At 63.6% G+C, this 23,995-nt stretch carries 24 protein-coding genes; 10 read left to right on the top strand and 14 right to left on the bottom strand.

Annotated features, from left to right (window positions below; all coding sequences use genetic code 11):
- Nucleotides 1–50 precede the first annotated feature (50 nt).
- Both IVA98_RS03625 and IVA98_RS03620 read right to left on the bottom strand, forming a co-directional pair.
- Entirely contained in the window at nucleotides 51–1,310 is a 1,260-nt protein-coding gene (locus IVA98_RS03625; protein WP_247334768.1) for a CaiB/BaiF CoA transferase family protein, read from the bottom strand.
- A gap of 9 nt (nucleotides 1,311–1,319) precedes the next feature.
- Nucleotides 1,320–2,114: an enoyl-CoA hydratase/isomerase family protein gene (locus IVA98_RS03620; protein ID WP_247334766.1), complete on the bottom strand. Its 795-nt coding sequence runs from the start codon at nucleotides 2,112–2,114 to the stop codon at nucleotides 1,320–1,322.
- A 118-nt stretch (nucleotides 2,115–2,232) separates the two neighbouring features.
- On the opposite strand from IVA98_RS03620, the gene IVA98_RS03615 reads away from it, so the two are divergent.
- Both IVA98_RS03615 and IVA98_RS03610 read left to right on the top strand, forming a co-directional pair.
- Complete coding sequence (locus IVA98_RS03615; protein ID WP_247296893.1) at nucleotides 2,233–2,898, top strand: GntR family transcriptional regulator; 666 nt, start codon at nucleotides 2,233–2,235, stop codon at nucleotides 2,896–2,898.
- Nucleotides 2,899–3,102: 204 nt separating this feature from the next.
- Nucleotides 3,103–4,074 (top strand): MBL fold metallo-hydrolase, encoded by a 972-nt coding sequence (locus IVA98_RS03610; RefSeq protein WP_247334764.1) that lies wholly within the window; start codon nucleotides 3,103–3,105, stop codon nucleotides 4,072–4,074.
- A gap of 72 nt (nucleotides 4,075–4,146) precedes the next feature.
- On the opposite strand, the gene IVA98_RS03605 is transcribed toward IVA98_RS03610, so the two are convergent.
- The 6 genes from IVA98_RS03605 to IVA98_RS03580 form a co-directional block, all read right to left on the bottom strand.
- Nucleotides 4,147–4,866, bottom strand: a complete 720-nt coding sequence (locus IVA98_RS03605; protein ID WP_247354280.1) for a haloacid dehalogenase type II — start codon at nucleotides 4,864–4,866, stop codon at nucleotides 4,147–4,149.
- Between the two features lie 162 nt (nucleotides 4,867–5,028).
- Nucleotides 5,029–6,030 (bottom strand): class II fructose-bisphosphatase, encoded by a 1,002-nt coding sequence (gene glpX / locus IVA98_RS03600; protein WP_247280966.1) that lies wholly within the window; start codon nucleotides 6,028–6,030, stop codon nucleotides 5,029–5,031.
- Between the two features lie 81 nt (nucleotides 6,031–6,111).
- Nucleotides 6,112–7,428 carry a homoserine dehydrogenase gene (locus IVA98_RS03595; RefSeq protein WP_247334762.1) on the bottom strand — a complete coding sequence of 439 codons (1,317 nt, stop codon included), beginning with the start codon at nucleotides 7,426–7,428 and terminating at the stop codon, nucleotides 6,112–6,114.
- A 28-nt stretch (nucleotides 7,429–7,456) separates the two neighbouring features.
- Entirely contained in the window at nucleotides 7,457–8,677 is a 1,221-nt protein-coding gene (locus IVA98_RS03590; RefSeq protein WP_247280964.1) for an LL-diaminopimelate aminotransferase, read from the bottom strand.
- 223 nt (nucleotides 8,678–8,900) lie between these two features.
- Nucleotides 8,901–9,176: a hypothetical protein gene (locus IVA98_RS03585; protein WP_247334761.1), complete on the bottom strand. Its 276-nt coding sequence runs from the start codon at nucleotides 9,174–9,176 to the stop codon at nucleotides 8,901–8,903.
- Between the two features lie 12 nt (nucleotides 9,177–9,188).
- Nucleotides 9,189–9,434, bottom strand: a complete 246-nt coding sequence (locus IVA98_RS03580) for a hypothetical protein (RefSeq protein ID WP_247334760.1) — start codon at nucleotides 9,432–9,434, stop codon at nucleotides 9,189–9,191.
- Between IVA98_RS03580 and IVA98_RS03575 the strand changes: the two genes are divergently transcribed.
- The 3 genes from IVA98_RS03575 (at nucleotide 9,433) to IVA98_RS03565 (ending at nucleotide 12,149) form a co-directional block, all read left to right on the top strand.
- Nucleotides 9,433–11,253 carry a PHA/PHB synthase family protein gene (locus IVA98_RS03575; protein WP_247354279.1) on the top strand — a complete coding sequence of 607 codons (1,821 nt, stop codon included), beginning with the start codon at nucleotides 9,433–9,435 and terminating at the stop codon, nucleotides 11,251–11,253. The genes IVA98_RS03580 and IVA98_RS03575 overlap by 2 nt on opposite strands.
- Nucleotides 11,254–11,317: 64 nt before the next feature.
- On the top strand, nucleotides 11,318–11,716 hold the full coding sequence (locus tag IVA98_RS03570; RefSeq protein ID WP_247334758.1) for an MAPEG family protein: 399 nt from the start codon (nucleotides 11,318–11,320) through the stop codon (nucleotides 11,714–11,716).
- Nucleotides 11,717–11,798: 82 nt separating this feature from the next.
- A complete protein-coding gene (locus IVA98_RS03565; protein ID WP_247334757.1) occupies nucleotides 11,799–12,149 on the top strand; it encodes a hypothetical protein in 351 nt (116 codons plus the stop codon).
- Between the two features lie 78 nt (nucleotides 12,150–12,227).
- Here the strand turns inward: IVA98_RS03565 and argC are convergent, their stop codons facing one another.
- The 3 genes from argC to IVA98_RS03550 form a co-directional block, all read right to left on the bottom strand.
- Nucleotides 12,228–13,211, bottom strand: a complete 984-nt coding sequence (argC, locus tag IVA98_RS03560; RefSeq protein ID WP_247354278.1) for an N-acetyl-gamma-glutamyl-phosphate reductase — start codon at nucleotides 13,209–13,211, stop codon at nucleotides 12,228–12,230.
- On the bottom strand, nucleotides 13,208–13,873 hold the full coding sequence (locus IVA98_RS03555) for an FMN-binding negative transcriptional regulator (RefSeq protein ID WP_247334752.1): 666 nt from the start codon (nucleotides 13,871–13,873) through the stop codon (nucleotides 13,208–13,210). The genes argC and IVA98_RS03555 overlap by 4 nt, the downstream gene beginning before the upstream one ends.
- 225 nt (nucleotides 13,874–14,098) lie before the next feature.
- Nucleotides 14,099–14,629: a DedA family protein gene (locus IVA98_RS03550; protein WP_247277201.1), complete on the bottom strand. Its 531-nt coding sequence runs from the start codon at nucleotides 14,627–14,629 to the stop codon at nucleotides 14,099–14,101.
- 273 nt (nucleotides 14,630–14,902) lie between these two features.
- Between IVA98_RS03550 and parE the strand changes: the two genes are divergently transcribed.
- The 4 genes from parE (at nucleotide 14,903) to IVA98_RS03530 (ending at nucleotide 19,440) form a co-directional block, all read left to right on the top strand.
- On the top strand, nucleotides 14,903–16,951 hold the full coding sequence (gene parE / locus IVA98_RS03545) for a DNA topoisomerase IV subunit B (RefSeq protein ID WP_247334750.1): 2,049 nt from the start codon (nucleotides 14,903–14,905) through the stop codon (nucleotides 16,949–16,951).
- A gap of 445 nt (nucleotides 16,952–17,396) precedes the next feature.
- Complete coding sequence (locus IVA98_RS03540) at nucleotides 17,397–18,227, top strand: outer membrane protein (RefSeq protein WP_247296963.1); 831 nt, start codon at nucleotides 17,397–17,399, stop codon at nucleotides 18,225–18,227.
- Nucleotides 18,228–18,451: 224 nt separating this feature from the next.
- Nucleotides 18,452–18,637 carry a hypothetical protein gene (locus IVA98_RS03535; protein ID WP_247334748.1) on the top strand — a complete coding sequence of 62 codons (186 nt, stop codon included), beginning with the start codon at nucleotides 18,452–18,454 and terminating at the stop codon, nucleotides 18,635–18,637.
- 32 nt (nucleotides 18,638–18,669) lie between these two features.
- Nucleotides 18,670–19,440, top strand: a complete 771-nt coding sequence (locus IVA98_RS03530; protein WP_247334746.1) for an SDR family NAD(P)-dependent oxidoreductase — start codon at nucleotides 18,670–18,672, stop codon at nucleotides 19,438–19,440.
- 112 nt (nucleotides 19,441–19,552) lie between these two features.
- On the opposite strand, the gene IVA98_RS03525 is transcribed toward IVA98_RS03530, so the two are convergent.
- Both IVA98_RS03525 and IVA98_RS03520 read right to left on the bottom strand, forming a co-directional pair.
- The gene (locus IVA98_RS03525) at nucleotides 19,553–20,317 is read right to left on the bottom strand and encodes an outer membrane protein (RefSeq protein ID WP_247354277.1); all 765 of its coding nucleotides are present in this window, start codon (nucleotides 20,315–20,317) and stop codon (nucleotides 19,553–19,555) included.
- A 181-nt stretch (nucleotides 20,318–20,498) separates the two neighbouring features.
- Entirely contained in the window at nucleotides 20,499–21,746 is a 1,248-nt protein-coding gene (locus IVA98_RS03520; protein ID WP_247354276.1) for an FAD-dependent oxidoreductase, read from the bottom strand.
- On the opposite strand from IVA98_RS03520, the gene IVA98_RS03515 reads away from it, so the two are divergent.
- On the top strand, nucleotides 21,745–22,029 hold the full coding sequence (locus IVA98_RS03515) for a hypothetical protein (RefSeq protein WP_247334743.1): 285 nt from the start codon (nucleotides 21,745–21,747) through the stop codon (nucleotides 22,027–22,029). The two genes, IVA98_RS03520 and IVA98_RS03515, sit on opposite strands and share 2 nt — an antisense overlap.
- Nucleotides 22,030–22,389: 360 nt before the next feature.
- On the opposite strand, the gene IVA98_RS03510 is transcribed toward IVA98_RS03515, so the two are convergent.
- A complete protein-coding gene (locus tag IVA98_RS03510) occupies nucleotides 22,390–23,904 on the bottom strand; it encodes a caspase family protein (protein WP_247334742.1) in 1,515 nt (504 codons plus the stop codon).
- Nucleotides 23,905–23,995: the final 91 nt, after the last annotated feature.

The following is a 23,995-nucleotide window of genomic DNA, read 5'->3' as shown; positions in this document are numbered from 1 at the left end:
ATGTCCTCCAGCTGATTTTTGTCTTTTGTTGTTGTCTTATCGACGTCCGCTCAGGCGACGCGTTCCTCGCGACTTGCCGAGGCCAGCACGATTGCGCCTTCTTTTTCGAGCGCTTCGATCTGCTTCTGGTCGAACCCATGCTCGGCCAGCACCTCACTTGTGTGCTCACCATAGACCGGCGCGCCTGACCGAACTTTGCCTGGCGTCTCCGAAAACTTGATGGGAAGCCCGATCGTCTTCACCGGACCGAGCGTGGAGTGCTCGACCTCGACAACCATCTCGCGCGCCAGCGTCTGCGGATCACTGAGGGCTTCCAGCATGTCGTGCACGGGGCCGCACGGCACGCCTTTCTCGTCCAGCGCCGCAAGCCAATGCGCGCGCGATTTGGTGCGGAAGCGTTCGCTCAAGACGGCTTCCAGCTCCTTCAGATGTGCCATACGGTCGGAGCCGGTGAGGAAGCGCGGATCAGTGGCGAGCTCGCTGGCGCCGAGTGCTTCCAGCATCAACAGCCAATGCTTCTTGTTGGCGCCGCCGACGACGAGCCAGCCATCCGAGGCTTCGAACGCCTGATAGGGCGCATTGAGCGGATGGGCCGAGCCCATCGCGCGCGGCGCCGTGCCCGCGGCCAGCGCAATGGTGGACTGCCAATAGGTCTGCACCAGGGCCGCTTCATAGAGCGAAGTCTCCACCCACTGTCCTTCGCCGGTCTTGAGACGGTGCGTATAGGCCGCGAGGATGCCCATGCTCGCCAGCAGACCGGCGGTGATGTCCGACAGTGGCGGGCCGCATTTGACGGGCGGACCGTCGGGACGTTCGCCGGTAAAGCTCATGATGCCGCTCATGGCCTGCGCGACCAGATCGAAGCCGCGGCGGTGCTTGTACGGGCCGGTGCGGCCGAAGCCCGACAGCGAGCAGTAGATCAGCGCGGGAAATTCCGCGTGCAGTGCCTCGTAACCGAAACCGAGACGCTCCATCGCGCCGGGCGCAAAGTTCTCCACCAGCACATCGGCGCTCGCGATCAACCGCCGAAGCACCTGCTTGCCACCGTCGGTCTTCAGATCCAGCACGACGCCGCGCTTGTTGCGGTTCATCATCAGGAACGAGGCCGCCTCATCGCCGATCTTCGGCGGCACCGAATGGCGGGTATCGTCGCCATTGGGCCATTTCTCGATCTTGATGACGTCGGCGCCCATGTCGGCGAGCATCAAGGTGCAGGTCGGCCCGGCCATGACATGGGTGAGATCGATGACCTTGAGACCGGCGAGCGGTCCCGAACGGCGGGAGGTGGATTGCGATCGATCGCTCTGCATTGGCCCGTCCTATTGGCCGCGCCATTGCGGCGCGCGCTTGTTGAGGAAAGCATCGAGCCCTTCGCGAAAATCCTGGCTCGTGTAGCACGTCAGGATGAGGTCTTCGCCCTCGTCCCGCGTCAGCCGTCTTTGCAGGCGGGTCACCGCCTGCTTGGTCGCATTCAGCGTCAGCGGCGCATGACTGGCGAGCAGCCGAGCGACCTCGTCAGTGCGCCGATCGAGCGCGGCAAGATCGTCCACGACCTCGCCGAGCAGCCCGATGCTTGCGGCCTCGGTGGCATCGACCAGGCGCGCGGTGAAGATCAGATCCTTGACGCGCGCGGCGCCGATGAGCGCCGTGAGACGGCTGACATTGGACATCGACAGGCAATTGCCAAGCGTGCGGGCGATGGGGAAACCGATCTTGGCGCTGTTGGTGCCGATGCGGAGGTCGCAGGCCGCGGCGATGCCGGCCCCGCCTCCGGTACAGAACCCGTTGATCGCCGCGATCGTCGGCACACGGCACTGCTCCAGCGTTGTGAGCACGCGATCGATGCGGTTCTCGTAATCGATGGCGTCCTGCGGCGTCTTGAATTCGCGGAACTGGTTGATGTCGGTGCCCGAGGCGAACGCCTTGTCGCCAGCCCCGCGCAGCACCAGCACCTTGATCGCAGGGTCGCGGTTGGCCTCCTCGCAAATCGCAGCGAGCCGCTCGTACATGGCAAACGTGAAGGCGTTGCGGGCCTGCGGCCGGTTAAAGGTGATCCGCCCGATGCCGTCCTGGCGCTCGAAAACGAGGTCTTCTGCCTCCACTTGCAGGTCCATTCCCCACACCCTTTCTGCTTTTTTACAGTTTTGAATGCAAAATTTGGAATTTTCAAGCTGGAACTTGCGAATTTTTGTCTGTATGTCCATTTTTGCATGCAAATAGAGTTTCAGGACCATGCTTCACGAAGAAGTCGTCGGCCGCATTCGCGCCATCCTGCTCGACGGTGAAATCCCGCCAGGGGCGCGCATTCCGGAGCGCGAGCTATGCGAGCGGCTCGAAATCTCGCGCACGCCGCTGCGCGAGGCGCTCAAGGTGCTGGCCGCCGAAGGCCTCGTGCAGCTGCTGCCGCATCGCGGCTCGCGCGCGGCGAAGCTGACCGACCAGGACATGCGCGACCTGTTCGAGGTCTGCCAGGGCCTCGAAGCCCTTGCCGGCGAGCTTGCCTGCGAGCGCATCACGGACGCCGAGATCGACGCGATCGCCACCGCGCATGCGGACATGGTGCAGCATTATCGCGAGGGTGACCTGATCCAGTACTATCGCGGCAACCGCGCAATTCACGAAGCCATCGTCAACGCGGCCGGAAACCCGGTGCTCGCGAGCCTTTACACCTCGGTGACAGCGCGCATCCGCCGCGCGCGCTACGTCACGCCGATGACGCCGCAGCGCTGGGCGCTCGCCGTTAGGGAGCACGAGGCAATCCTCAATGCGCTCCAGCGCCGTGACGGTGCCGGCCTCGCCCACATCCTGCGTGCGCATCTGCGCCATAAGCGCGAAGAGGTCTTACAGGCCGGCTTTGCCGAAACAGACGGCAATGACCTCACGCTGAGAATTGCGTAAGGCGCAATTCCGCGGTGCTTTGTTTTTGCGGAACGTGCCTCCGCACGCCGTGTCCCTGCCCGGTATGCGTCCGCGAACCAATTCCACTTGCTAGCTCATCGCAACCGGCGCAGCATGCCTTCCGCCGACCTCCGGTCTCATCGCGGACCGGGGCCGGTCACACCGCGCCAACAATCGCGCAGGTCAAAAAAGCGGAGAAAACGCATGACAATCGATGTCTCACGTCGATCTCTTCTCGCACTCGGGGCCGGCCTTGGCGCCAGCGCGCTGCTCGGCAGCAGCGCGATGGCGCGGGCACCCAAGCTCGGCACCCAGACGCCCTACTGGCACCGCTTCATTCTCGGCGATGCCGAGGTGACCGTCGTATCCGATGGACCGCTGCCGCTCGGCGATCCCTCCGGGACCTTCACCGGCGTTCCCAAGGAAGAGGTCAAGAAGATGCTGGCCGACAATTTCCTGTCGCCGGACAATGTCGTGCTCGAACAGAATTCGCCGATCGTGAACACCGGCGACAAGCTCATCCTGTTCGATACCGGCATGGGCAGCTCAAAGATGTTCGGCGCCAGCACCGGCCGCCAGCAGAAGAGCATGACGGAAGCCGGAATCAAGCCGGAGGACATCGACGCCGTGGTGTGCTCGCACGCCCATATCGACCACATCGGGGGCATCGTGGACGAGGGCGGCAAACCGTTGTTTCCGAACGCGCAGGTCTACATCTCCCAGTCCGATTTCGACTTCTGGACCGATGAGGGCAAGCTCGGCAGCCCGGCCAAGGACTTCGTCCTCCACGCCCGCAAGAACCTGCTGCCGGTCCGCGACCGCATCGTGTTCTTCAAGGACGGCCAGGAATTTTTGCCGGGCGTGCAGGCCATCGCCGCGCCCGGTCACACCGTCGGACACACCATCTTCATGGTCTCCTCGGCGGGCAAATCGTTCGCCTTCCTCGGCGATCTCTCGCACCATTCGGTGCTGCTGCTGGAGCGGCCGAGGATGGAGTTCTCCTACGACACCGACCCGAAGCAGGCGGCAGACTCGCGCGTCAAGCTGCTGACGATGCTTGCGGCAAACAAGATCCCGGTGATGTCCTATCACTTCGCCTGGCCCGGCTACGGCCATGTCGCCAAGACAGGCGAAGGCTTCCACTACTATCCGGAGCCGATGAAGATGACCTTGTAGCTTCGAAATCAGGTCCGGGCGGCGCGCGCTGCCCGGACCGGCGTTGCCGCGGACAAGCTATCAAGGACGTCGCTAGCACCCGAGCTTGTCGGCGATCCCGCCAAAATTCTTTGCGACGATGTCCCAATTGCCGGTCGCCTCGAAGTCGACCTTCTGCAACGGTCCGTACTCGGTCGGCCGCGCCACGAACGCGGTCTTCAATCCGTTCTTCTGCGCGGCCGCAAGATCGCCGTTGTGGGCCGCGACCATCATTACCTCTTCGGGCTTGAGGCAGAGCAGGCGCGCGGCGCCGAGATAGGTCTCGGGATCGGGCTTGTAGTGCTCGAACAGTTCGGCGGACATGATGAGGTCCCACGGCAGCCCTGCAAACTTCGCCATGTTGGTGAGCAGCGCGACATTGCCGTTCGACAGCGGCGCGATCACGAATTTCGTCTTCAGCCGGGTCAGGCCGCGGACGCTGTCGGGCCAGGGATGCAGGCGGTGCCAGCCTTTGGTGAGATAGTCGAGATCGGCTCCGGTGAGGCCCTTGATCGAGAATTGATCGACCAGCTTTTCCAGCGAGCGGCGGTGCAGATCGTCGAGCATGACATAGCCGCGCTCGGGATGTTTGCGCACGTCGTCCATCGAAGCCATGTACATGCCGCGCCAGCCATCGACGAGCGCAGTCCAATCAGCGCTGATGCCGCGCTGCCTGCCCCACCACATGAACTCGGTGATCAGGCTGGTGCGCCAGTCCACCACGGTCCCGAACACGTCGAAAACAAGGGCTTTGACGGCGGAGAGATCGGACATGGCGCTTCCCTCTTTTTCTTATCGTCATTCCGGGGTGATGCGCAGCATCGAACCCGGAATCTATTGCGCGTCGGAGACTGTCGCCCGATGGATTCCGGGCTCTCCGGGCCGCGCGTTGCGCGGTCCCGTCGCCCCGGAATGATGACAGTGGTGTTGCCTGGATCAATCCAGATGGAACTTGGCCAGCTCGCGGTGCTCGGCCTTGATGTAGCGCACGGTGCCGGTGACGGAGCGCATCACCACCGTCTCGGTCTCGATCACGCCGTCCTTGCGGAATTTGACGCCCGAGAGCAGCGAGCCCGTGGTGACGCCGGTGGCGGCAAACAGGCAGTCGCCGCGCGCCATGTCCTCGATGCCGTAGATCATCTTGGGATCGTTGACGCCCATCTTGGCGGCGCGCTCGCGCTTCTCCTCGGAGTCGAGGATGAGGCGGCACTGCATCTGACCGCCGATGCAGCGCAGCGCCACCGCGGCGAGCACGCCTTCCGGCGCACCGCCGGTGCCGAGATACATGTCGACGCCGGTATTGTCGGGGTCAGCGCAATGGATCACGCCGGCGACGTCGCCGTCGGTGATCAGGCGCACGGCGGCGCCGGTCGAACGCACGCTCGCAATGATGTCGGCATGGCGCGGACGATCGAGCACGAGAACGGTGATGCCATCAGGCTTGACGCCCTTGGCCTTGGCGAGGCGGCGGACGTTGTCAGCCGGCGAGGCATCGAGATCGACGACGCCCTTGTCGTAGCCGGGTCCGATCGCGAGCTTCTGCATGTAGACGTCCGGGGCATGCAGCAGCGTGCCGCCGTCGGCCATCGCCATTGTGGCGATCGAGCCCGGCATGTTCTTGGCGCATAGCGTGGTGCCTTCGAGCGGATCGACCGCGATATCGACCTGGGGACCGGCATTCATGCCGACCTTCTCGCCGATGAAGAGCATCGGTGCCTCGTCACGTTCGCCTTCGCCGATCACGATAGTGCCTTCGATCGGCAGCTTGTTGAGCTCGCGGCGCATGGCGTCGACGGCAGCCTGGTCAGCCTGCTTCTCGTTGCCGTGCCCGCGCAGCCGCGCCGAGGACACCGCCGCCCGCTCCGTCACCCGCACGATCTCCAGCGTGAGGATGCGCTCGAGCAACGCTTGCGGCGGGACTGAAATATGGGTCGACATCGGCTCACTCCTTCGAAACGGTTTTGGACGTACATCTCCGTCCGCGTCAACTCGTAACACCCACAGTTCGTTCGAACCGTGTCAGTTCTTCTCGATCCGGATCACCTGCGGCCGTCCGCTGATCACCTTGTCGCGCTGGACTGCGGCGAGCGCGCGGCGCACGGCGTCCTCATGGGTCGCATAAGTGATCAGGATGACCGGCACCGGGACCGTCTTGCCGTCGCTGGGAGCAGCGCCGCCATTGGGATGACGCTGCACGATCGATTCGATCGAAATCTTCTGTTCTGCGAGCCGCGTGGCGATCGCAGCCGCAGTACCGGGAAAATCGCGGGCGAGCAGGCGGATGTAATAACCGCCCTCATGCCGCTCCATCGGCGCCTTCTTGGTGTCGCGCAAGTGCGAAATCGGCCGTCCGAACGGATTGGCACGAATGCCGCGCGCAACGTCGGCGATGTCGGCTACCACCGCGGACGCGGTCGCGGCGCCGCCTGCGCCGGGCCCGACCAGCGTGATCGGCGGAATCCCCTCGCCGTCGATCGTGACCGCATTGGTGACACCCATCACCTGCGCGATCGAGGAGGATTTTGGCACCATGGTCGGATGCACGCGCTGCTCGATGCCCGTGGCCGTGCGAACCGCAACGCCGAGCAGCTTGACGCGGTAACCGAGATCCGCCGCCGCGCGCAGATCTTCCGGCGCGATGGATGAGATGCCTTCGACATACACCGCGCTTTGAGCAACTTTCGTGCCGAAGGCCAGGCTGGCGAGAATGGCGAGTTTTTGCGCGGTGTCGTGGCCGTCGACGTCGAAGGACGGATTGGCCTCGGCATAGCCGAGCCGCTGCGCGTCCTTCAGGCATTCGGCAAAGGACAGGCCCTCCTGCTCCATCCGGGTCAGGATGTAATTGCAGGTGCCGTTGAGGATACCATAGACGCGGTTGACGCCGGTTCCAGCAAGCCCCTCGCGTAACGTCTTGATGACAGGGATCGCGGCGCCGACCGCTGCCTCGAAATTCAGCGCGCCGCCGTGCTTTTCAGCCGCCTTGGCGAGCTTGAGGCCATGCTTGGCGAGCAGCGCCTTGTTGGCGGTGACAACCGACTTGCCGGCATTGAGCGCGGCTTCCACCGCCGATAGCGCGGGATCGCCGGCGCCGCCCATCAGCTCGACGAAGCAATCGACCTCGGCATGGGTGGCAAGCGCCATTGGATCCCTCGCCCATTCGACGCCGCGCAAGTCGACGCCGCGCTTCTTCGCCTTCGAGCGCGCGGTGACCGCAACGACGCGGATGCCGCGGCCGCTGCGTCCCGTCAGCACGCGCGCTTGCGTTTCGATCAAACGGACGACTTCGGCACCCACGGTGCCGAGCCCCGCTATGCCCACTTTCAGGGGTGCGACCATGATAGTTCAGAAAACCTGCAGAAGAGAACTAGCGCCGATTGGCGAGCGGAACCACGTTGTGCAACGTTTCGACGCCGCTTTCAAGGAAACGGCGCACGCCGCGCGCGGCCTGCCTGATCCGTTGCTCGTTTTCCACCATGGCGATGCGGACATATCCTTCGCCATGCTCGCCAAAGCCGACGCCGGGCGAGACCGCGACGCCGGATTTCTCCACCATCAGGGTCGCGAACTGCATGCTGCCGATGCTGCGGAAGGCCTCCGGCAGCGGCACCCAGGCGAACATCGAGGCCTCCGGCGGCGGAATCTCCCAGCCGGCGCGGCCGAACGATTCCACCAGCGCGTCGCGGCGCTTGCGGTAAGTGTCGCGCATCTCCTTGATGCAATCGTCCGGACCGTTCAATGCGGCGGTCGCCGCGACCTGGACCGGCGTGAACGCGCCGTAATCGAGATAGGATTTGACGCGGGCGAGCGCCGCGATCACGCGCTCATTGCCGACCGCAAAGCCCATGCGCCAGCCGGCCATCGAATAGGTCTTCGACATCGAGGTGAACTCGACGGCGACGTCCATCGCGCCGGGCACCTGGAGCACCGAGGGCGGCGGGTTGCTCTCGTCGAAATAGACTTCGGCATAAGCGAGATCAGACAGGATCAGGATCTCGTGCTTCTTCGCGAACGCGACGAGGTCCTTGTAGAAGTCGAGGCTTGCGACATAGGCGGTCGGGTTCGAGGGGTAGCAGACGACGAGCGCCAGCGGCTTGGGGATCGAATGGATGATCGCCCGCTCGGCCGCCTCGAAGAATTGCGGCGTCGGCTCGGAAGGCACCGAGCGGATCACGCCACCCGCCATCAAAAAGCCGAAGGCGTGAATCGGATAGCTCGGGTTCGGACAGAGGATGACGTCGCCCGGCGCGGTGATGGCCTGCGCCACGTTGGCAAAGCCTTCCTTGGAGCCGAGCGTCGCGACGACCTGAGTATCGGGATTGAGCTTCACGCCGAAGCGGCGGGCGTAATAGGCAGCTTGGGCCCGGCGCAGCCCCGGAATGCCGCGTGAGGCCGAGTAGCGGTCGGTGCGCGGCTTGCCAAGAGTCTCCTTGAGCTTCTCGAGCACGTGCGGCGGCGCCGGCAGGTCCGGATTGCCCATGCCGAGGTCGATGATGTCGGCGCCGGCATTCCGCGCGGCCGCCTTGGCCCGGTTGACCTGTTCGAACACGTAAGGCGGCAGGCGGCGGATGCGGTAAAACTCTTCCATGGCTCTCTGGGCTCCGGGCAACCGGTCAGGACAGAATCGACAGGCCATGACGGCCCTTCGGAAACGCGCCCAGCCCCTTCACGAAAATTACTCGAAATCAAATACTTAGAGCAATCATCGACGATGGCGGCTGAAGTCGTTCGCCCTGGCTATTGGCTGAACTGAGGTCTTTTAGCACGGCAAGACGGGGGCGCCAGCGATTACCTTGCACCGCCTCACTTGCTCACTTGGCGTCCTTTGCGGCCAAGGCCTGACGATCGCGCGCCGCGGCAAGCTCGGCCTCGATCTTGGCGCGCTGCTCCGGCGGGATGGTCGCCTGATCGCGATCCGGCGGTAGATCATGCACCGGCAGATAGCTGCCTGGCTCCCTGGGATGCGCCTGCGCATCCGCGGGCGTCATATCCGCGAGCTGGCTTGAGCAGCCGCCCAAGGCAAGCGCCGCGATCAACAGCGCGCCGCAGATCGGCAGCGTCTTTTGCAGGTCCCATAACGCCAACACTTGGGAAATCCCCTACTCGTCCCGAAGCACGGCCCCCAGGGCAACCTTACCCAAGACCGCCCCCAAGCTCAAACCATGGCTGCCCAAAATGGTGTGAGCGAGAAAACCACCCGGCACTACCAAGCCGAGCGGTGCGGCTCGATTGTGACGGAACCAAGAAAATTTGTCGCGCTGCAACACATCTTCGAGAGTGTTTAACGCCAAACATGCGAGCTTCGCGGTGACGAATACAGAATGAATCGTTACTGTTCTGCGCATGAGTACCGTCACAACCGACACGCCCAAATCCGGCACCCCGTTCGAGACGAAGTTCGATGCCGAAGCTTTCGCGATGAATGTCGCGCGGGCGATGGAGAGCGGTGGCAAGGCGCTCGCTGCCTACCTCAAACCGCGCGAGACCGGCGAGGTGCAGGATCGCCCGCCGCCCGAGCTTGCCGAGATCGTCAGGACCTTCACCTCGGTCGCCGAATACTGGCTGTCGGACACGTCCCGCTCCTCCGATCTCCAGACCAAGCTCGCCAAGGACTATCTCGACCTCTGGGGCTCGGCGGTCCGCCGCATGGCAGGCCAGGACGCCCCGCCCGCGATCACGCCCTCGCCGCGTGACAAGCGCTTTGCCGATCCCGAATGGAAGTCGAACCAGTTCTTCGATTTCGTCATGCAGCTCTATCTGCTCACGACCAAATGGGCGCAGGAGCTGGTGCGCGCTGCCGAAGGGCTCGATCCGCATACCCGCCGCAAGGCCGAGTTCTACGTCCAGCAGGTCACCAACGCGCTGTCGCCGTCCAACTTCGTGCTGACCAATCCGGAGGTGCTGCGCGAGACACTTGCCACGTCCGGCGGCAATCTCGCGCGCGGCCTGAAGATGTTGGCCGAGGACATCGCGGCCGGCAAAGGCATGTTGAAGATCCGCCAGTCCAATCCGGACAATCTCGTCGTCGGCGTCAACATGGCGACGACGCCGGGCAAGGTGATCTACCAGAACGAAATGATGCAGCTGATCCAGTATGCGCCGACCACCGAGAAAGTGCTACGCACCCCGCTCCTGATCGTGCCGCCCTGGATCAACAAGTTCTACATCCTCGATCTCAAGCCGGAGAAATCCTACATTAAGTGGTGCGTCGACCAGGGCATCACCGTGTTCGTGATCTCATGGGTCAATCCCGACAAGCGGCTCGGCAACAAGGGCTGGGAAGACTACATGAAGGAAGGCCCGCTCGCGGCGATGGACGTGATCGAGAAGATCACTGGCGAGATGAAGGTACACACAGCCGGCTATTGCGTCGGCGGCACGATGCTCGCGACGACGCTGGCCTGGCTCGCCGAGAAACGCCGCCAGCGCGTTGCATCGGCGACGTTCTTCGCCGCCCAGGTCGACTTCACCCATGCCGGCGATCTCCTCGTGTTCGTCGACGAGGAGCAGATCGCAGCCCTCGAGCAGGACATGAAGGCGGCCGGCGTGCTCGAAGGCTCGAAGATGGCGATGGCCTTCAACATGCTGCGCTCCAACGATTTGATCTGGTCCTATGTCGTCAGCAACTACCTGAAGGGCCAGCAGCCGAGTGCGTTCGATCTGTTGCACTGGAATTCGGACGCGACACGGATGACCCAGGCCAACCATTCCTATTATTTGCGCAACTGCTATCTGGAGAATCGGCTCTCGACCGGCACGATGGTGCTCGACAATACCCTGCTCGATCTCTCCAAGGTCAAGGTCCCCGTCTACAATCTCGCCACCCGCGAGGATCACATCGCGCCGGCGGAATCGGTGCTGTACGGCTCGCAATTCTTCGGCGGCCCGGTGAAATATGTGCTGTCGGGCTCGGGCCACATCGCTGGCGTGATCAATCCGCCAGCCTCGAACAAGTATCAGTACTGGACCAACGACAACATCAAGAACGTCAGCGTCGCCGAGTGGATGAAGGGCGCGGTGGAGCACAAGGGCTCATGGTGGCCGGACTGGCGCCAATGGCTCGGCGAGCTGGATCCAGAGGAGGTCCCGGCGCGTCCGGTCGGCAGCGAGACGTTCCCGCCGATCGAGGATGCGCCCGGCAGCTATGTCAGGGTTCGCGCATAGCGGAATCGTCCGCGCTTTCGTATAGACTCGCTCTCACCACAGCGACGACAGAAGGGACCGGACCATGACGCGCGAACTGTTCTGGCTGACACTGACGGTGATCCTGACCGGAGTGCTTTGGATTCCCTACATGATCAACCGCTGCCAGGTTCGCGGCTTCAGCGGCGCCATGGCCAATCCGTCGCGCAACGACAAGGCGCAAGCCGAATGGGCCAACCGGCTGATGTTCGCGCACGACAACGCGGTCGAAAACCTCGTGATCTTCGCGCCGCTGGTGCTGATCCTCAACGCAATCGACTATTCGACGAAATGGACGGTGCTCGCCTGCGCGGTGTATTTCTGGTCGCGCGTCGCACATATCATTGTCTACGCCATCGGGATCCCGATCTTCCGCACGCTCGCATTCACCGTCGGCTTCCTCGCCCAGGCCGTGCTGGCGCTGGCGGTCTTCGGGGTACTTTGATGCTGCAGTGTCCGGGGTCACTGGACGCTGTTGCACTCCAAAGGTATGCTCGCACGCAGAACAACCGAAGCGGGGAAACCCGATGCGTATTCTTTTGCGGGTCGTCGCAATGATCGCGCTCGCCGGGTTGTGCCGTGAGGCCCGCGCCCAGCCGCAATGCCCCGAACTGACACGCCTGCGCAGCGAGGCGGTCGAAGCCTCAAAGCCGACGACACGCGCAGTAATGGCCGGCCGCTGCGACCGCTACATCCAGGCCTCGCGCGCCTGGAACGCCGTCGTCGATTACGCCTATGACCATCAGGACGTCTGCGGCATTTCCGACCGCGTGCTCGGCGACCTCGAGACATATCGCCGCGACGCCGTGACGGCCCGCAACAATGTCTGCGCTGGTCGCCCCGTTCGACCGTTCCCGGCTGATATTGTTTTGCAGTGAGTGACGGCACTACTGGACCCCGGGTCTGCAGGGCATCACTGAAGAAGTGCTGCGCTGCGTCCGGGGCACGAGCCAGCCCTACTCCTCCGGCAATCCCAACATCAGCCGCATGTTCTGCACGGCTGCACCCGAGGCGCCCTTGCCGAGATTGTCGAGCCGGGCGACCAGCAAGGCCTGGTGATATTTGTCGCTGGCAAAGACGTAGAGCTCGAGCATATTGGTCTCGTTCAGGGCCTCCGGCTCCAGCCGACCACCCTTGGTCGCCTCGTTCTGAAGCGGCATCACCTTGACGTATTTCGAGCCGGTGTAGCGCTTGGCGAGCGCCGCTTGCAGGTCGGCGTCGCCCGGCTTGCCGGGCAGCGTGTCGAGTTGGAGCGGCACGGAGACCAGCATGCCCTGCCGATAATTGCCGACTGATGGAATGAAGATCGGCCGCCGCGTCAGGTTCGAGTAGAGCTGCATCTCCGGCAGATGTTTGTGCTCGAAGCCGAGACCGTACAGCTCGAAGGACGGCGCGCTGCCATCCTCGAAGCTCGCAATCATAGACTTGCCGCCGCCGGAATAGCCGCTCACGGCATTGACAGTGACGGGATAATCCTGCGGCAGCAGGCCGGCATCGACGATCGGCCGCAGCAGCGCGATCGCGCCGGTCGGATAGCAGCCGGGATTGGAGACCTTTTTCGCGGCCTTGATCTTGCCGGCCTGATCGGGCGTGAGCTCGGGAAAGCCATAGGCCCAGTCGGGCGCGACGCGGTAAGCGGTCGAGGCGTCCAGCACCTTCGGCGCCGAAGTGCCCATGCTGTCGACGAGAGCAACGGTCTCCTTGGCGGCGTCGTCCGGCAGACAGAGGATGACGAGATCCACCTCCTCCATCAGCGCCTTCTTGGCCGCGGGGTCCTTGCGCTTGTCGTCGGCGATGGTCTTCACCGCGACGTCGCCCTGGAGCTTCAGCCGCTCGTTGATGCCGAGCCCGGTGGTGCCGGAGCCGCCGTCGACGAAGACGGTGGCCGGCTTTTTCGCCGCGCCGGGGGTCGGGGCTTTGGTGGTGTCAGCGAGGCTCATGGCGCGCTCCCTTCGAGCATGTTCATATCGTCTGCAAAAGCCTGCGGCCGGGCCTGCCGCATCAAATGTGCGATCTGCTTCGCATCGGCGTCGCCGGCGCCAAGCGCATTGGCGATCGCCGTATAGTCGGCGTCCGATTTGTGCTGGTTCAGCTTGAAGCTGCCTTCGACCTCCTCAACCGTCATCACCAGCCCAACGATCGCCTTCTTCATCGTCTCCAGCCGGCCCGCCGTCATTTTGCCTGATGTCCACGGCTTTTTCGGCAGCAGCCAGCTCTCGAACTTGTCGCTGAGCGTATCGATCTGCACCGCCAGCTCGTCGTCCGACAGCAGCCGTACCGGCCCGCTGAGATGCACCGACTGGTAGAGCCAGGTCGGCACCTGGTCGGGCGAGACGTACCAGTCCGGCGATACATAGGCATCGGGGCCGTTGACCGCGAGCAGCCAGGACGCATCACCGCCCGCGAGCTTTAGCAGCGGATTTTGACGGGCGACATGAAAGGCGGCCTGCGGCGTGCCGTCAGCCGCGTAGGTCAGATAGAACGGCAGCGGGGAAGCCACCGGCTTGTGGCCATCGAAGGCGCACATGGTGCCAAAGCCGCGCTCCTCGGCGAATTTCAGGCTCGCGGCGCGGTCCTGCTTGAAAAAGGCTGGCGTGTACATCGTGGTCTCCTGCTGGGCCTCCTTGGGGGCCGCCGGATCAGATCGCGCTGACAGGAGAGAGAATGCCGCGGATCGGATCCAGCGGCACAGACGATGATCTCAAACGCGATCGACCGCCCAAACCGCAAAAGAGCGGCGGCGGCGACGGGCGAACAGAATGGTCGCGGCGTTGATCATGGCGCGCGGCTATAAGGCCAGATCCGGTTCCCGTCAAGGTTCATGACATCAGATGAGACGCCAGATCCATTCCATCAGCTTCGCGATCACGTCGCCGAACAGCAGCAGTGCCGCCGACCAGACCAGGGCCGAGACGAAATTGGCGACCTGGAAGCTCCAATACGGCATCTCGAAGATGCCGGCTGCAAGCGGCACCGAGGCGCGCAAGGGGCCGAAAAAGCGGCCGATGAAGATGCTGGGCACGCCCCAGCTGCGCACGAAGGCCTCGCCCTTGGGCAGGAGTTCCGGATAGCGCGAAAGCGGCCACATCTGCGCGACCCTTTCCTTGTAGCGGTAGCCGAACCAGTAGGAGACCCAGTCGCCCAGTGCCGCGCCAATACCGCCGGCGATCCAGACCGGATAGAAGCTGATGCCGCTCGCCCCGATCAGCGCGCCGATCCCAACCAGCGCGCCCCAGGCCGGGACCAGCAGCGAGATGAAGGCAAGCGACTCCCCGAAGGCGAGCAGGAACACGATCGGGGCGGCCCAAGCCTGGTGAGCGCGCACGAAGTCGGCCAGGGCGTGCGCAAACTGCTCCATTCCAGATTAGCCTTCCCGCCCTGCCTCAAGGTGCTGCTCGATGAAAAGGACTGGTAAGCCAAGGGCTTGTGTGACATCAAGTCACAAAGCCCGGCCCAAGGCGGGCGGGACGTCAAATTGCCGGGAATTGGCGGGCCGACGGCGTAAAATCGCCGGGATTGGCTCTCAACCACACGGCCCGGCCCGCCCAGCGGTAACCTTTCCAAGTCAGAAGTGGCATAGTCGGCCTAACCGATTCGCCGCCCATGCGGCCTTCAAAGCGTATCAAGATATATGTCCAAGCAATTGAAAACCAAAACGAAAGACGACCTGTTCGGCGCCGACGAGCCAAAGTCTCGCGCGCCCGCCGCCAAGACGGCCCCGCGCGGCAGCGGCGGGGAAGCCGACTATACGGCGGCCGACATCGAGGTGCTCGAGGGTTTGGAACCGGTGCGGCGCCGACCCGGCATGTATATCGGCGGCACCGATGAGAAGGCCCTGCATCACCTCTTCGCCGAAGTCATCGACAATTCCATGGACGAGGCGCTGGCCGGGCATGCGACCTTCATCGAGGTGGATCTGAGCGCCGACGGATTCCTGACCGTCACCGACAACGGCCGCGGCATCCCGATCGATCCACATCCGAAGTTCCCGAAGAAGTCGGCGCTCGAAGTCATCATGTGCACGCTGCATTCGGGCGGCAAGTTCGACTCCAAGGTCTACGAGACCTCGGGCGGTCTGCACGGCGTCGGCATCTCCGTGGTGAACGCCCTCTCCTCGCGTCTCGAGGTCGAGGTCGCGCGCAGCCAGAAGCTCTACCGCATGACGTTCGAGCGCGGGCACCCCAAGGGCAAGCTCGAGGATCTCGGCAGGGTCAACAACCGCCGGGGCACGCGCGTGCGCTTCAAGCCCGACACCGACATCTTCGGCGCCAAGGCCGCGTTCAAGCCGCAGCGCCTTTTCAAGATGACGCGCTCGAAGGCGTATCTGTTCGGCGGAGTCGAGATCCGCTGGAACTGCGCGCCCGAGCTGCTCAAGGGCGTCGAGGACGTGCCGGCGGAGGCGACGTTCCACTTCCCCGGCGGTCTCAAGGATTATCTTGCCGCGGCGATTCACGCCGACACGCTGGTGCATCCCGACATCTTCTCCGGCAAGTCCGGCCGCAACGGTGCTCATGGCGCCTGCGAATGGGCGGTGGCGTGGACTGTGGATGCCGACGGCTTTCTCTCCTCCTACACCAACACCGTGCCGACACCCGATGGCGGCACGCATGAATCGGGTTTGCGCAGCGCGCTGCTGCGCGGCCTGAAGGATCACGCCGAACGCGTCGGACAGGGCAAGCGCGCCGCGTCCATCACCTCCGAGGACGTCATGGTGGGCGCGGCCGTGATGCTGTCGGTGTTCGTGCGCGAGCCCGAATTCCAGGGCCAGACCAAGGACCGCCTCGCCACCGCGGAAGCACAGCGCATTGTCGAGCAGGCGATCAAGGATCCGTTCGACCATTGGCTCTCGGGCAATCCGAACATGGCCAACCGGCTGCTCGATTTCGTGATCGATCGCGCCGAGGAGCGGCTGCGCCGCCGCCAGGAGAAGGAGACCGCGCGAAAGACCGCGGGCAAGAAGCTGCGCCTGCCAGGCAAGCTCGCCGACTGCATCAACGCCGGCACCGAGGGCTCCGAGCTCTTCATCGTCGAGGGCGACTCGGCCGGCGGCAGCGCCAAGCAGGCGCGCGACCGCAACACCCAGGCCGTGCTGCCCCTGCGCGGCAAGATCCTCAACGTCGCCTCCGCAGGCAAGGACAAGCTGACGGCGAATGCCCAGCTCTCCGATCTCGTGCAGGCGATCGGCTGCGGCACGCTTGCGCATTATCGCGAAGAGGATCTGCGCTATCAGCGCATCATCATCATGACCGACGCCGACGTCGACGGCGCGCATATCGCTTCGCTGCTGATCACTTTCTTCTACCGGCAGATGCCGCGGCTGATCGACGAAGGACACCTCTTCCTCGCGGTGCCGCCGCTTTACAAGCTGACCCACGGCACCAAATCGGTCTACGCGCGCGACGACAAGCACAAGGAAGAGCTGATCAAGAGCGCGTTCAATGCCAACGCCAAGGTCGAGGTGAACCGCTTCAAGGGCCTCGGTGAGATGATGCCGGCGCAGCTCAAGGAAACCACCATGGATCCGGCCAAGCGGACGCTGCTCAAGGTGGTGCTGCTCGCCGACGATCGCGACACCACGGCGGATTCGGTGGAGCGCCTGATGGGCACCAAGGCCGAGGCTCGTTTCGCGTTCATCTCGGACAAGGCCGAATTTGCCAGCGAAGAGCTGCTGGACGTCTAGAGCGGGAGGCAGCGGGCCAGCCACTTGCGGTTTCTATCTGCTCATCGCTTCGCGGTGGCGAGAGATGAACAGTCCAGCCGAATTCCGGCTCCGACTCATCCCAGACCGCACCGCAGAGATAAGAATCGGGGCGATTTGATTTTCGCTTTTTCGCCGGCGGCTGAGGCAACTTTCTCCCTCTCCGTCGAACATGGTGATCTTCGCGACGACCTTCATCTTTAGCGTGTAATGGAAGTCATCGCGTAAGTAACTGTACGCCTTCACTTTTAGGACGGGTGACATCACTCCGGCGTCTCTGTGTCCTGCGTACAACACCGGATCGTTTTCAGTTATCTGTGTCCGCTCAGCAACAGCATTTCAGCAGAATCCGTCTATAGTCCAACCATCGAATTTGAACGGAACGGCGCTCGCACCTGCTAAGCGAACCAAGGTTGGGGATTTGGAAATGAAGAAGATTTTGCTTGCTCTGACCGCGGTTGCGGCTTTGACCGGTTCGGCCTCGGCGGCCGATCTTGGGGCCCGTCCGTATGTGAAGGCTCCGGCGCCCGCGCCGGTCGCCAACTGGACCGGCTTCTACATCTTCGGCGGTGCCGGCGGCGGGCTCTGGAACGCGGACAGCAACGTTCAGAGCACTGGTGTTGTCGGGCCGTTCGGCGCCTTTGGTGCGGCAGGCACTGCGCTGACCCGCGATCAGCGTTTGGGCGGTAGCGGCTGGTTCGGAACGGTCGGTCTTGGTTATGACTGGCAGTTCACCCCGAGCTGGGTGGCGGGCGTCTTCGCCGATGGTCAATTTGGTGACATTCGTGGTTCCCTCAGCGATCCCTTCAATTTCGTTGAAGGACGCGAAAAGCTCCGGACCAGCTACGCCGCTGGCGTCAGGCTCGGTTATTTGGTTGCCCCGAACGTTCTTTCCTACGTGAACGCTGGTTATTCCGGATCGGAATGGTCTGGCACCAGCCTGTCCACACTGGCTGCCGGTGGAGGCCCGACCGTCCTGAATACGTCGTCTTTCCGGCGTGACGGCTGGTTCGTGGGCGGCGGTGTTGAGAACAACCTCAACATCTTCGGGATCAGCGCCCCTGGTTGGTTCATGAAGACCGAATATCGGTCCGCCTTCTACGATCGGATCAGCTTGCCTGAGACCTGTACTGTTGCCGGTTGCGGTGTTGTTGCGCCGTTTGGCACGGCCGCCACCTTCAAGCCCTGGGTCCAGACCATCAGCACCTCGCTGGTCTATCGCTTCAACTGGAGCGGCCCGGTCGTCGCGAAGTACTGATCTGGTCTCAAGACCAAACGTCAAAGCCCCGGCATCGTCCGGGGCTTTTTCGTTGTGATCTCCTCACCGTCAATGACGTTCCTGCATGAGCCGGCGCCCCGCGTGTCAATCGCGGCCCATTGTATCGGAGCCGAAGCTACGGCTAGTCTGCGTCCAAGTTTTCGCGGGTGCGCGGCAATCGTTCATGCCGCGTCGCGACAGAAGCGGACTGATGGGAGGAACGCATGCGCAGATTTCTGCTGATCGCAGGCCTGTTTGCGACTGCCGTCGGGCTGCTCTGGATCGGACAAGGCACGGGCACACTCGCCTGGCCGCGATCGAGCTTCATGGTCGACCAGCTGCAATGGGCTGGCTATGGCGCAGCCATGGCCGGCTTCGGGCTGGTGCTGATCTGGCAGAGCAGCCAATAGAACAAACCAGGACAAGAAAAGGTAGTGAGAGCATGACATCCAGCCGATTCGACCTTCGCGGCAAGGTCGCTGTCGTAACAGGGGGCAACGGCGGCATCGGGCTTGGCATGGCCCGCGGCCTTGCCGACGCCGGAGCCGACATCGCCGTGGTGGGACGCAATGAAACCAAGTCCGCCGCAGCCGTGGCCGATCTCAGACGGCGCGGCGTGAAGGCGATCGCGATCACCACCGACGTGACCGACAAGGCCGCCGTGGCGGCCATGGTCGACCGTGTCGTCAGCGAGCTCGGCCGGATAGACATCCTCATCAACAATGCCGGCATGAGCATCCGCAAGCCCCCGCACGAACTCGAGCTCGACGAGTGGAACAAGGTGATCGACACCAACCTCACCAGCGCCTTCGTCTGCTCGAAGCTGGCCTATCCAGCCTTGAAGGCGTCCGGCAATGGCAAGGTGATCAATATCGGCTCGATGATGTCGATCTTCGGCGCGAGCTTCGCGACCGCCTATGCGGCGAGCAAAGGCGGCATCGTGCAGTACACACGCGCCTGCGCCAATGCGTGGGCGCTCGACAACATCCAGGTCAACGCCATCCTGCCGGGCTGGATCGACACCGACCTCACCCGCGGCGCACGACAGCAGGTCTCAGGGCTGCACGAGCGCGTGCTGGCGCGCACGCCTGCAGGACGTTGGGGCGACATCGACGACTTCGCCGGCATCGCCGTGTTCCTCGCATCGCCCGCCTCGAACTTCGTCACCGGCACCGCGATCCCGGTCGACGGCGGCTTCTCGGTGATGGCCTGAGGCGGGGGTCCTGCCCGCATCCACCGACGCAAAAAAGAAGCCCCGGACCATGCCGGGGCTTTGAATTTAGGCCGTGCTTTTTTTGATCGTTGGTCGCGTTGCGTCGACGTGCTCAGTAACGGGCGATGGTCGGGGCGTCGAACTTGTAGCTCGCGCGCACGACCGCCCACTGGAGGTCGCGCGGCTTGGCATCGAAGGTGTAGTTACCCGAGGTGCCGCCCAGCTGATAGGTCTGGCTGCCGAAGGCCGCGTAGTTGTATTCGAGGCCAACGATCCAGTTGCGGGTGACGCCGTATTCCCAGCCGGCGCCGACGGTCCAGCCGTTGGCCCAGTGGGTCTGTCCGCCCGAGCCCGACACACCGACGGTGTCGCTGACCGACAGACGGTTGTTCGCGCCGGCATAGCCACCCTTGATGTAGAAGAGATTGTTCTGCACGGCAAAGCCAGCGCGGCCGACGATGGTCGCGAGCACGTTGGTACGCCAAGAGAACACGTCGTCCGCGGCGCCAAACACGTTGTTTACGACCGTGCCCTTGTTGTCGAGGCCGGAGATCGTGCCTTCCATGCCGAACACGTAATTGTTGGCCTGCCAGTTGTAGCCGATCTGGGCGCCGCCCATGATGCCCGACTTGCGCTGGCGGAAGCCTTCGCCCGGCGAAAGATCGCCGAACGGCGCGCCGGTCCCGTTGTTGATGAACTGCTCGTTGGTCCACGCGCCGCCGATGTGGCCGCCGACATAGAAACCGGTCCAGTTGAACAGCGGCTCGACATAAGCGGGCGCCTTCGTGTAGCGCGCACCGAGATCGGCGGCGGAAGCTGCGCCGGTCGAAACCAGAGCGGTCGTGCAGGCGAAGGCGGCAATCAATTTGTTACGCATGGTAGACCCCGTGTCCCTTTGATGGGGCGCACGCTCTCAGACGGCCCTTACTAAAATTGAAATCAACACGGTTAATGTGGCGGATGAGCACACGCTGCGCCATGAATCCATTTGCGATGTTGCAGGCGTGCAACGTACCGTGCGTCATTTAATGCAGCGTTATCCCTACCCAGGTCTTACGCTACGATGGCGGCGCCGCCTTCGACTGCACATGCTCGGGCCGAACGCCGAGCGCAAGCAGGCGCGCCGGAATGCCCTGCAGCCAGGGCAGCGCAGTGATGAGGCGCACGATCAGCGGCACCTTCAACGGCCGGTCACTGCCCAGCAAGGCGCCGCTGATGATGTTGTTCTGCACGACGACCTGCATTCGCTGCGTCATCTTCACCGGGAACTCGCGCCGGCGTCGCACCGCATCGAGCTCGTTCTCCGAGGGACAACCGTGCTGCAGCTTATCCGCCAGCAGGTTCGCGGTTGCGACCGCATCCTGCACGGCGAGATTGACGCCGACGCCGCCGATCGGCGACATCGCGTGCGCGGCGTCGCCGATGAGAAGCAGGCCGGGCCGCGTCCAGCGCGTCAGGCGGTTGATTGCGACGGTGAGCAGCTTGATATCGTCGAAGCTCTTCACGTCCGCGATGCCGCTTTTCAGGATCGGCGCCATGCGCACGACGTCGTCGAGCAGCGCCGGCAATCCCCCCGCCTTCACCGCATCAAATTGCCCCTTGGCGATGACGTAGGCGCATTGCCAATAGTCGCCGCGATCGAAGGTGATCATCATCTTGCCGGGCTCGACGCGCGCGAACACATTCTCCGTCTCGTCTGGTCTGCGGCCGGCGCGGAACCACAGCACGTCCATCGGCGCGCCGATCTCCTCGACGGCAAGGCCGGCGCGCTCGCGCACGGTCGAATGCCGGCCGTCGCAGGCAATGGTGAGATCCGCTTGGATGTCGATGATGCCCTCAGGCGTCCTCGCCCGCACGCCGGCGACCGTCTCCCCGCGGCGGATCAGATCGACCGCCTCCGTGCTCATCATCACCTTGAGCGAGGTAAAGCGCCGGCCGGCCTCGCGCAGGAAATTCAGGAAGTCCCATTGCGGCATGAAAGCGATGAAGGGGTACTTGGTGTGGAGCCGGCTGAGATCGGCGATGCGCACTGGCGTGCCACCGAACATGCCATCCATCTTCTGCAAGCGCTGATGCGGCAGCTTCAGGAAGCCGTCGATCAGGCCGAGTTCGTCCATCACTTGAAGCGTCGAGGGATGCACGGTGTCGCCGCGGAAATCGCGGAAGAAATCCGCATGCTTCTCCAGTACCACGACATTGATGCCGGCGCGGCCCAGGAGATAGCCGAGCATCATGCCCGCTGGCCCGCCGCCGACGATGCAGCAGCGGACCTTCATGGTCCGGTTTGGTTGTTGGTCGGATGTCATGGCAGCCGCGATCCGCGATGTGAGTATCGAGGAAGATATGCCTGATGATACTAACGCGATCCAGGCCGAGTTCAGTCTCAATTTGCAGGCAAAAGCTCACCGCGACCGCTTTGCTGCAGCAAACAAGCGCCAAATAAAAAAGGCCCGCAGAGCGCGGGCCTTGGGTGAAAACGGGATGGACCTATTTCTGGTCCTCGTTGCTGGTCCCGGTGCCTGGACTGCCGATCGGCAACCCATTGGTCGCATGACCGACACCCATGTTCCGCTCGGCTTGTGCTGCTGACGGCGTCTTACTATTTGCGGTTGGGGCCTGAACGTTGGGGTTGACCGGGCCGGTATTGGTGTTGACGTTGGCCCCCGTGGTGGTGCCATGCGTCCCCATCCCTGAGGGAGCCGATGGCCCGGAGTTGGCGCTGTTGGGTGACGTGCCTACCCCTGCACCTGAGCTGGCCCCCGATCCGGCGCTGGCGCCACCGGCGCCGCCCGCCGCACCACCGCCCGCTTGGGCAAAGGCAGCCGTCGAAAGTGCAACGCAAGCGATCGGTACGAAGATGGATCTGCGGATCATGGATCGTCTCCCTGGTTTGACTGACAATCCAGGTCAGCAGGAGTTGTTCCTCTCCCGTCGCAGCGACGAAGACGCTCAATTATTGCTGCGGTTCGCGCTGCGAAAGCTCTTGATCTCCGACACGCTGCCGTCGCGGTAGGTCAGCTCAACCGAGACGGACTGCGTTGCCGGGGCGAGCTTCATGTAGAGCGGCATGCCGGCGCTGATCGCGCTGGGATCGCGCATGTCGCAAGGAGGCATCTTCAGCACCTGGTTCGGCACGGCGGTGTCGATACCGATGCGCACCTCGCGAATGGCGCAGCGGTAGGACACGAGATGCGTGTAGTAGACCAGCAGTCCATTGAACTCGCGGAATGACAGCCAGCTTGTCGCGGTCATGTCGAGGATCTTGCGCTGGTCGCGGATCAGCGCGGCCTCGGGATCGAATCTGATCGGGAACGGCCCCTGCATCTCGCCGGACTGATCGACATAGCGGACCTCGATGGTGCCGGCTTGCGCATCCGGCGGCAATTCGACCGACGGGTTCGGCATCCGCTTGCGCGTGCGCGGATCGAGCGTGTCGATGAAGCCGGTTTCGCGGAAATCGCCCTTGCCGGCCATGCGCCAGGAGACGCCGAGCGTCGGATCGGCGAAGGAGAACACCACGCTCCAGCCGCCATTGTGCCGCGAGAAGCTCGCGATCGGCGCGTTGGTGGTCTCCTCCTTCGGCAGGTGCGGCGCCGATACCGGCGGCAGCGCGGCGAGCTTCTGCGGCGGCGGATCGTCCGCGCGCGCGGCGGCATCCTTGGCGAGGCCGCTAAGGAAGACGTCGTCGACCATCTGATCGAAATAGACCGGCACCTGCTTGTGCTTCACGGTATCGGCCATCTCACTGACGGCACGGCGGGTGCGCTGCGCCACCTGCACGAGGTTCTCGCCGGGCTTGAGCAGCTCCCTGGCGAAGGTGCGCGTGAACACTGAATTGGGGTTGGCGTCGTCGTTGGAGAGGCGATCGAGCGCGGTCTGGCGGGGACCTGCCGAAAACACCGAAAACACGCCTTCCGGCAGTTGCATCATCGGCGCGAGCCCGCCGCCACCGGCGACGGCGCGGGTTCCTTTGCGCTCGAACGGATTGTTGCGGCAGGCGTCGAACACCAAGATGGAGGTCCGCGCCCTCTTGTTCTGAAGGCGCTCGACGATGCGGTCGGCCAGGATGGAGGCGTCGCGCACGAGTTCTTCCTGCCCTTGCGTTGCCGCCGGAACGTCGGTCGGCAGCAAATAGTTCTGGCCCGCGATCTCGAAACCGTGGCCGGCATAGAAGAAGAACGCGGTATCGCCGGGCTCGATCGCCTTGTCAAAGGCGAGCAACGTCTCGGAGAATTGCTGCCGGTTCTGATTCTCGGCGACCATCACCGAGAAGCCGAGTTGCTTCAGCGTATCGCCCATGGTGCGTGCGTCGTTGACGGCCTTGAGCAGCTTCGGCACGTTCCTGTAGTCGTTGTTGCCAATGACGAGCGCGACGCGCTTCTCGGCATGCGCGGGAAGCGCGAATCCGCTGAGGCCCGCCGCGAGGCCGAGTGCCGCCAGAATTCTGAAGAGCCGACGCGTCATTGAAATATTCCCGTTGCAGGACGGCCCTCCGCCGGCCTTCCTCGAAAGATCGTCCATGGGAAGCCAAGCCGTTGATGGGATAGTCGGTCCA

The sequence above is a fragment of the Bradyrhizobium sp. 160 genome, from assembly GCF_023073735.1.
GTDB lineage: Bacteria > Pseudomonadota > Alphaproteobacteria > Rhizobiales > Xanthobacteraceae > Bradyrhizobium.
The sequence above is the reverse complement of the archived record's forward strand: the minus strand, read 5'-3'. Positions and strand labels throughout refer to the sequence as shown.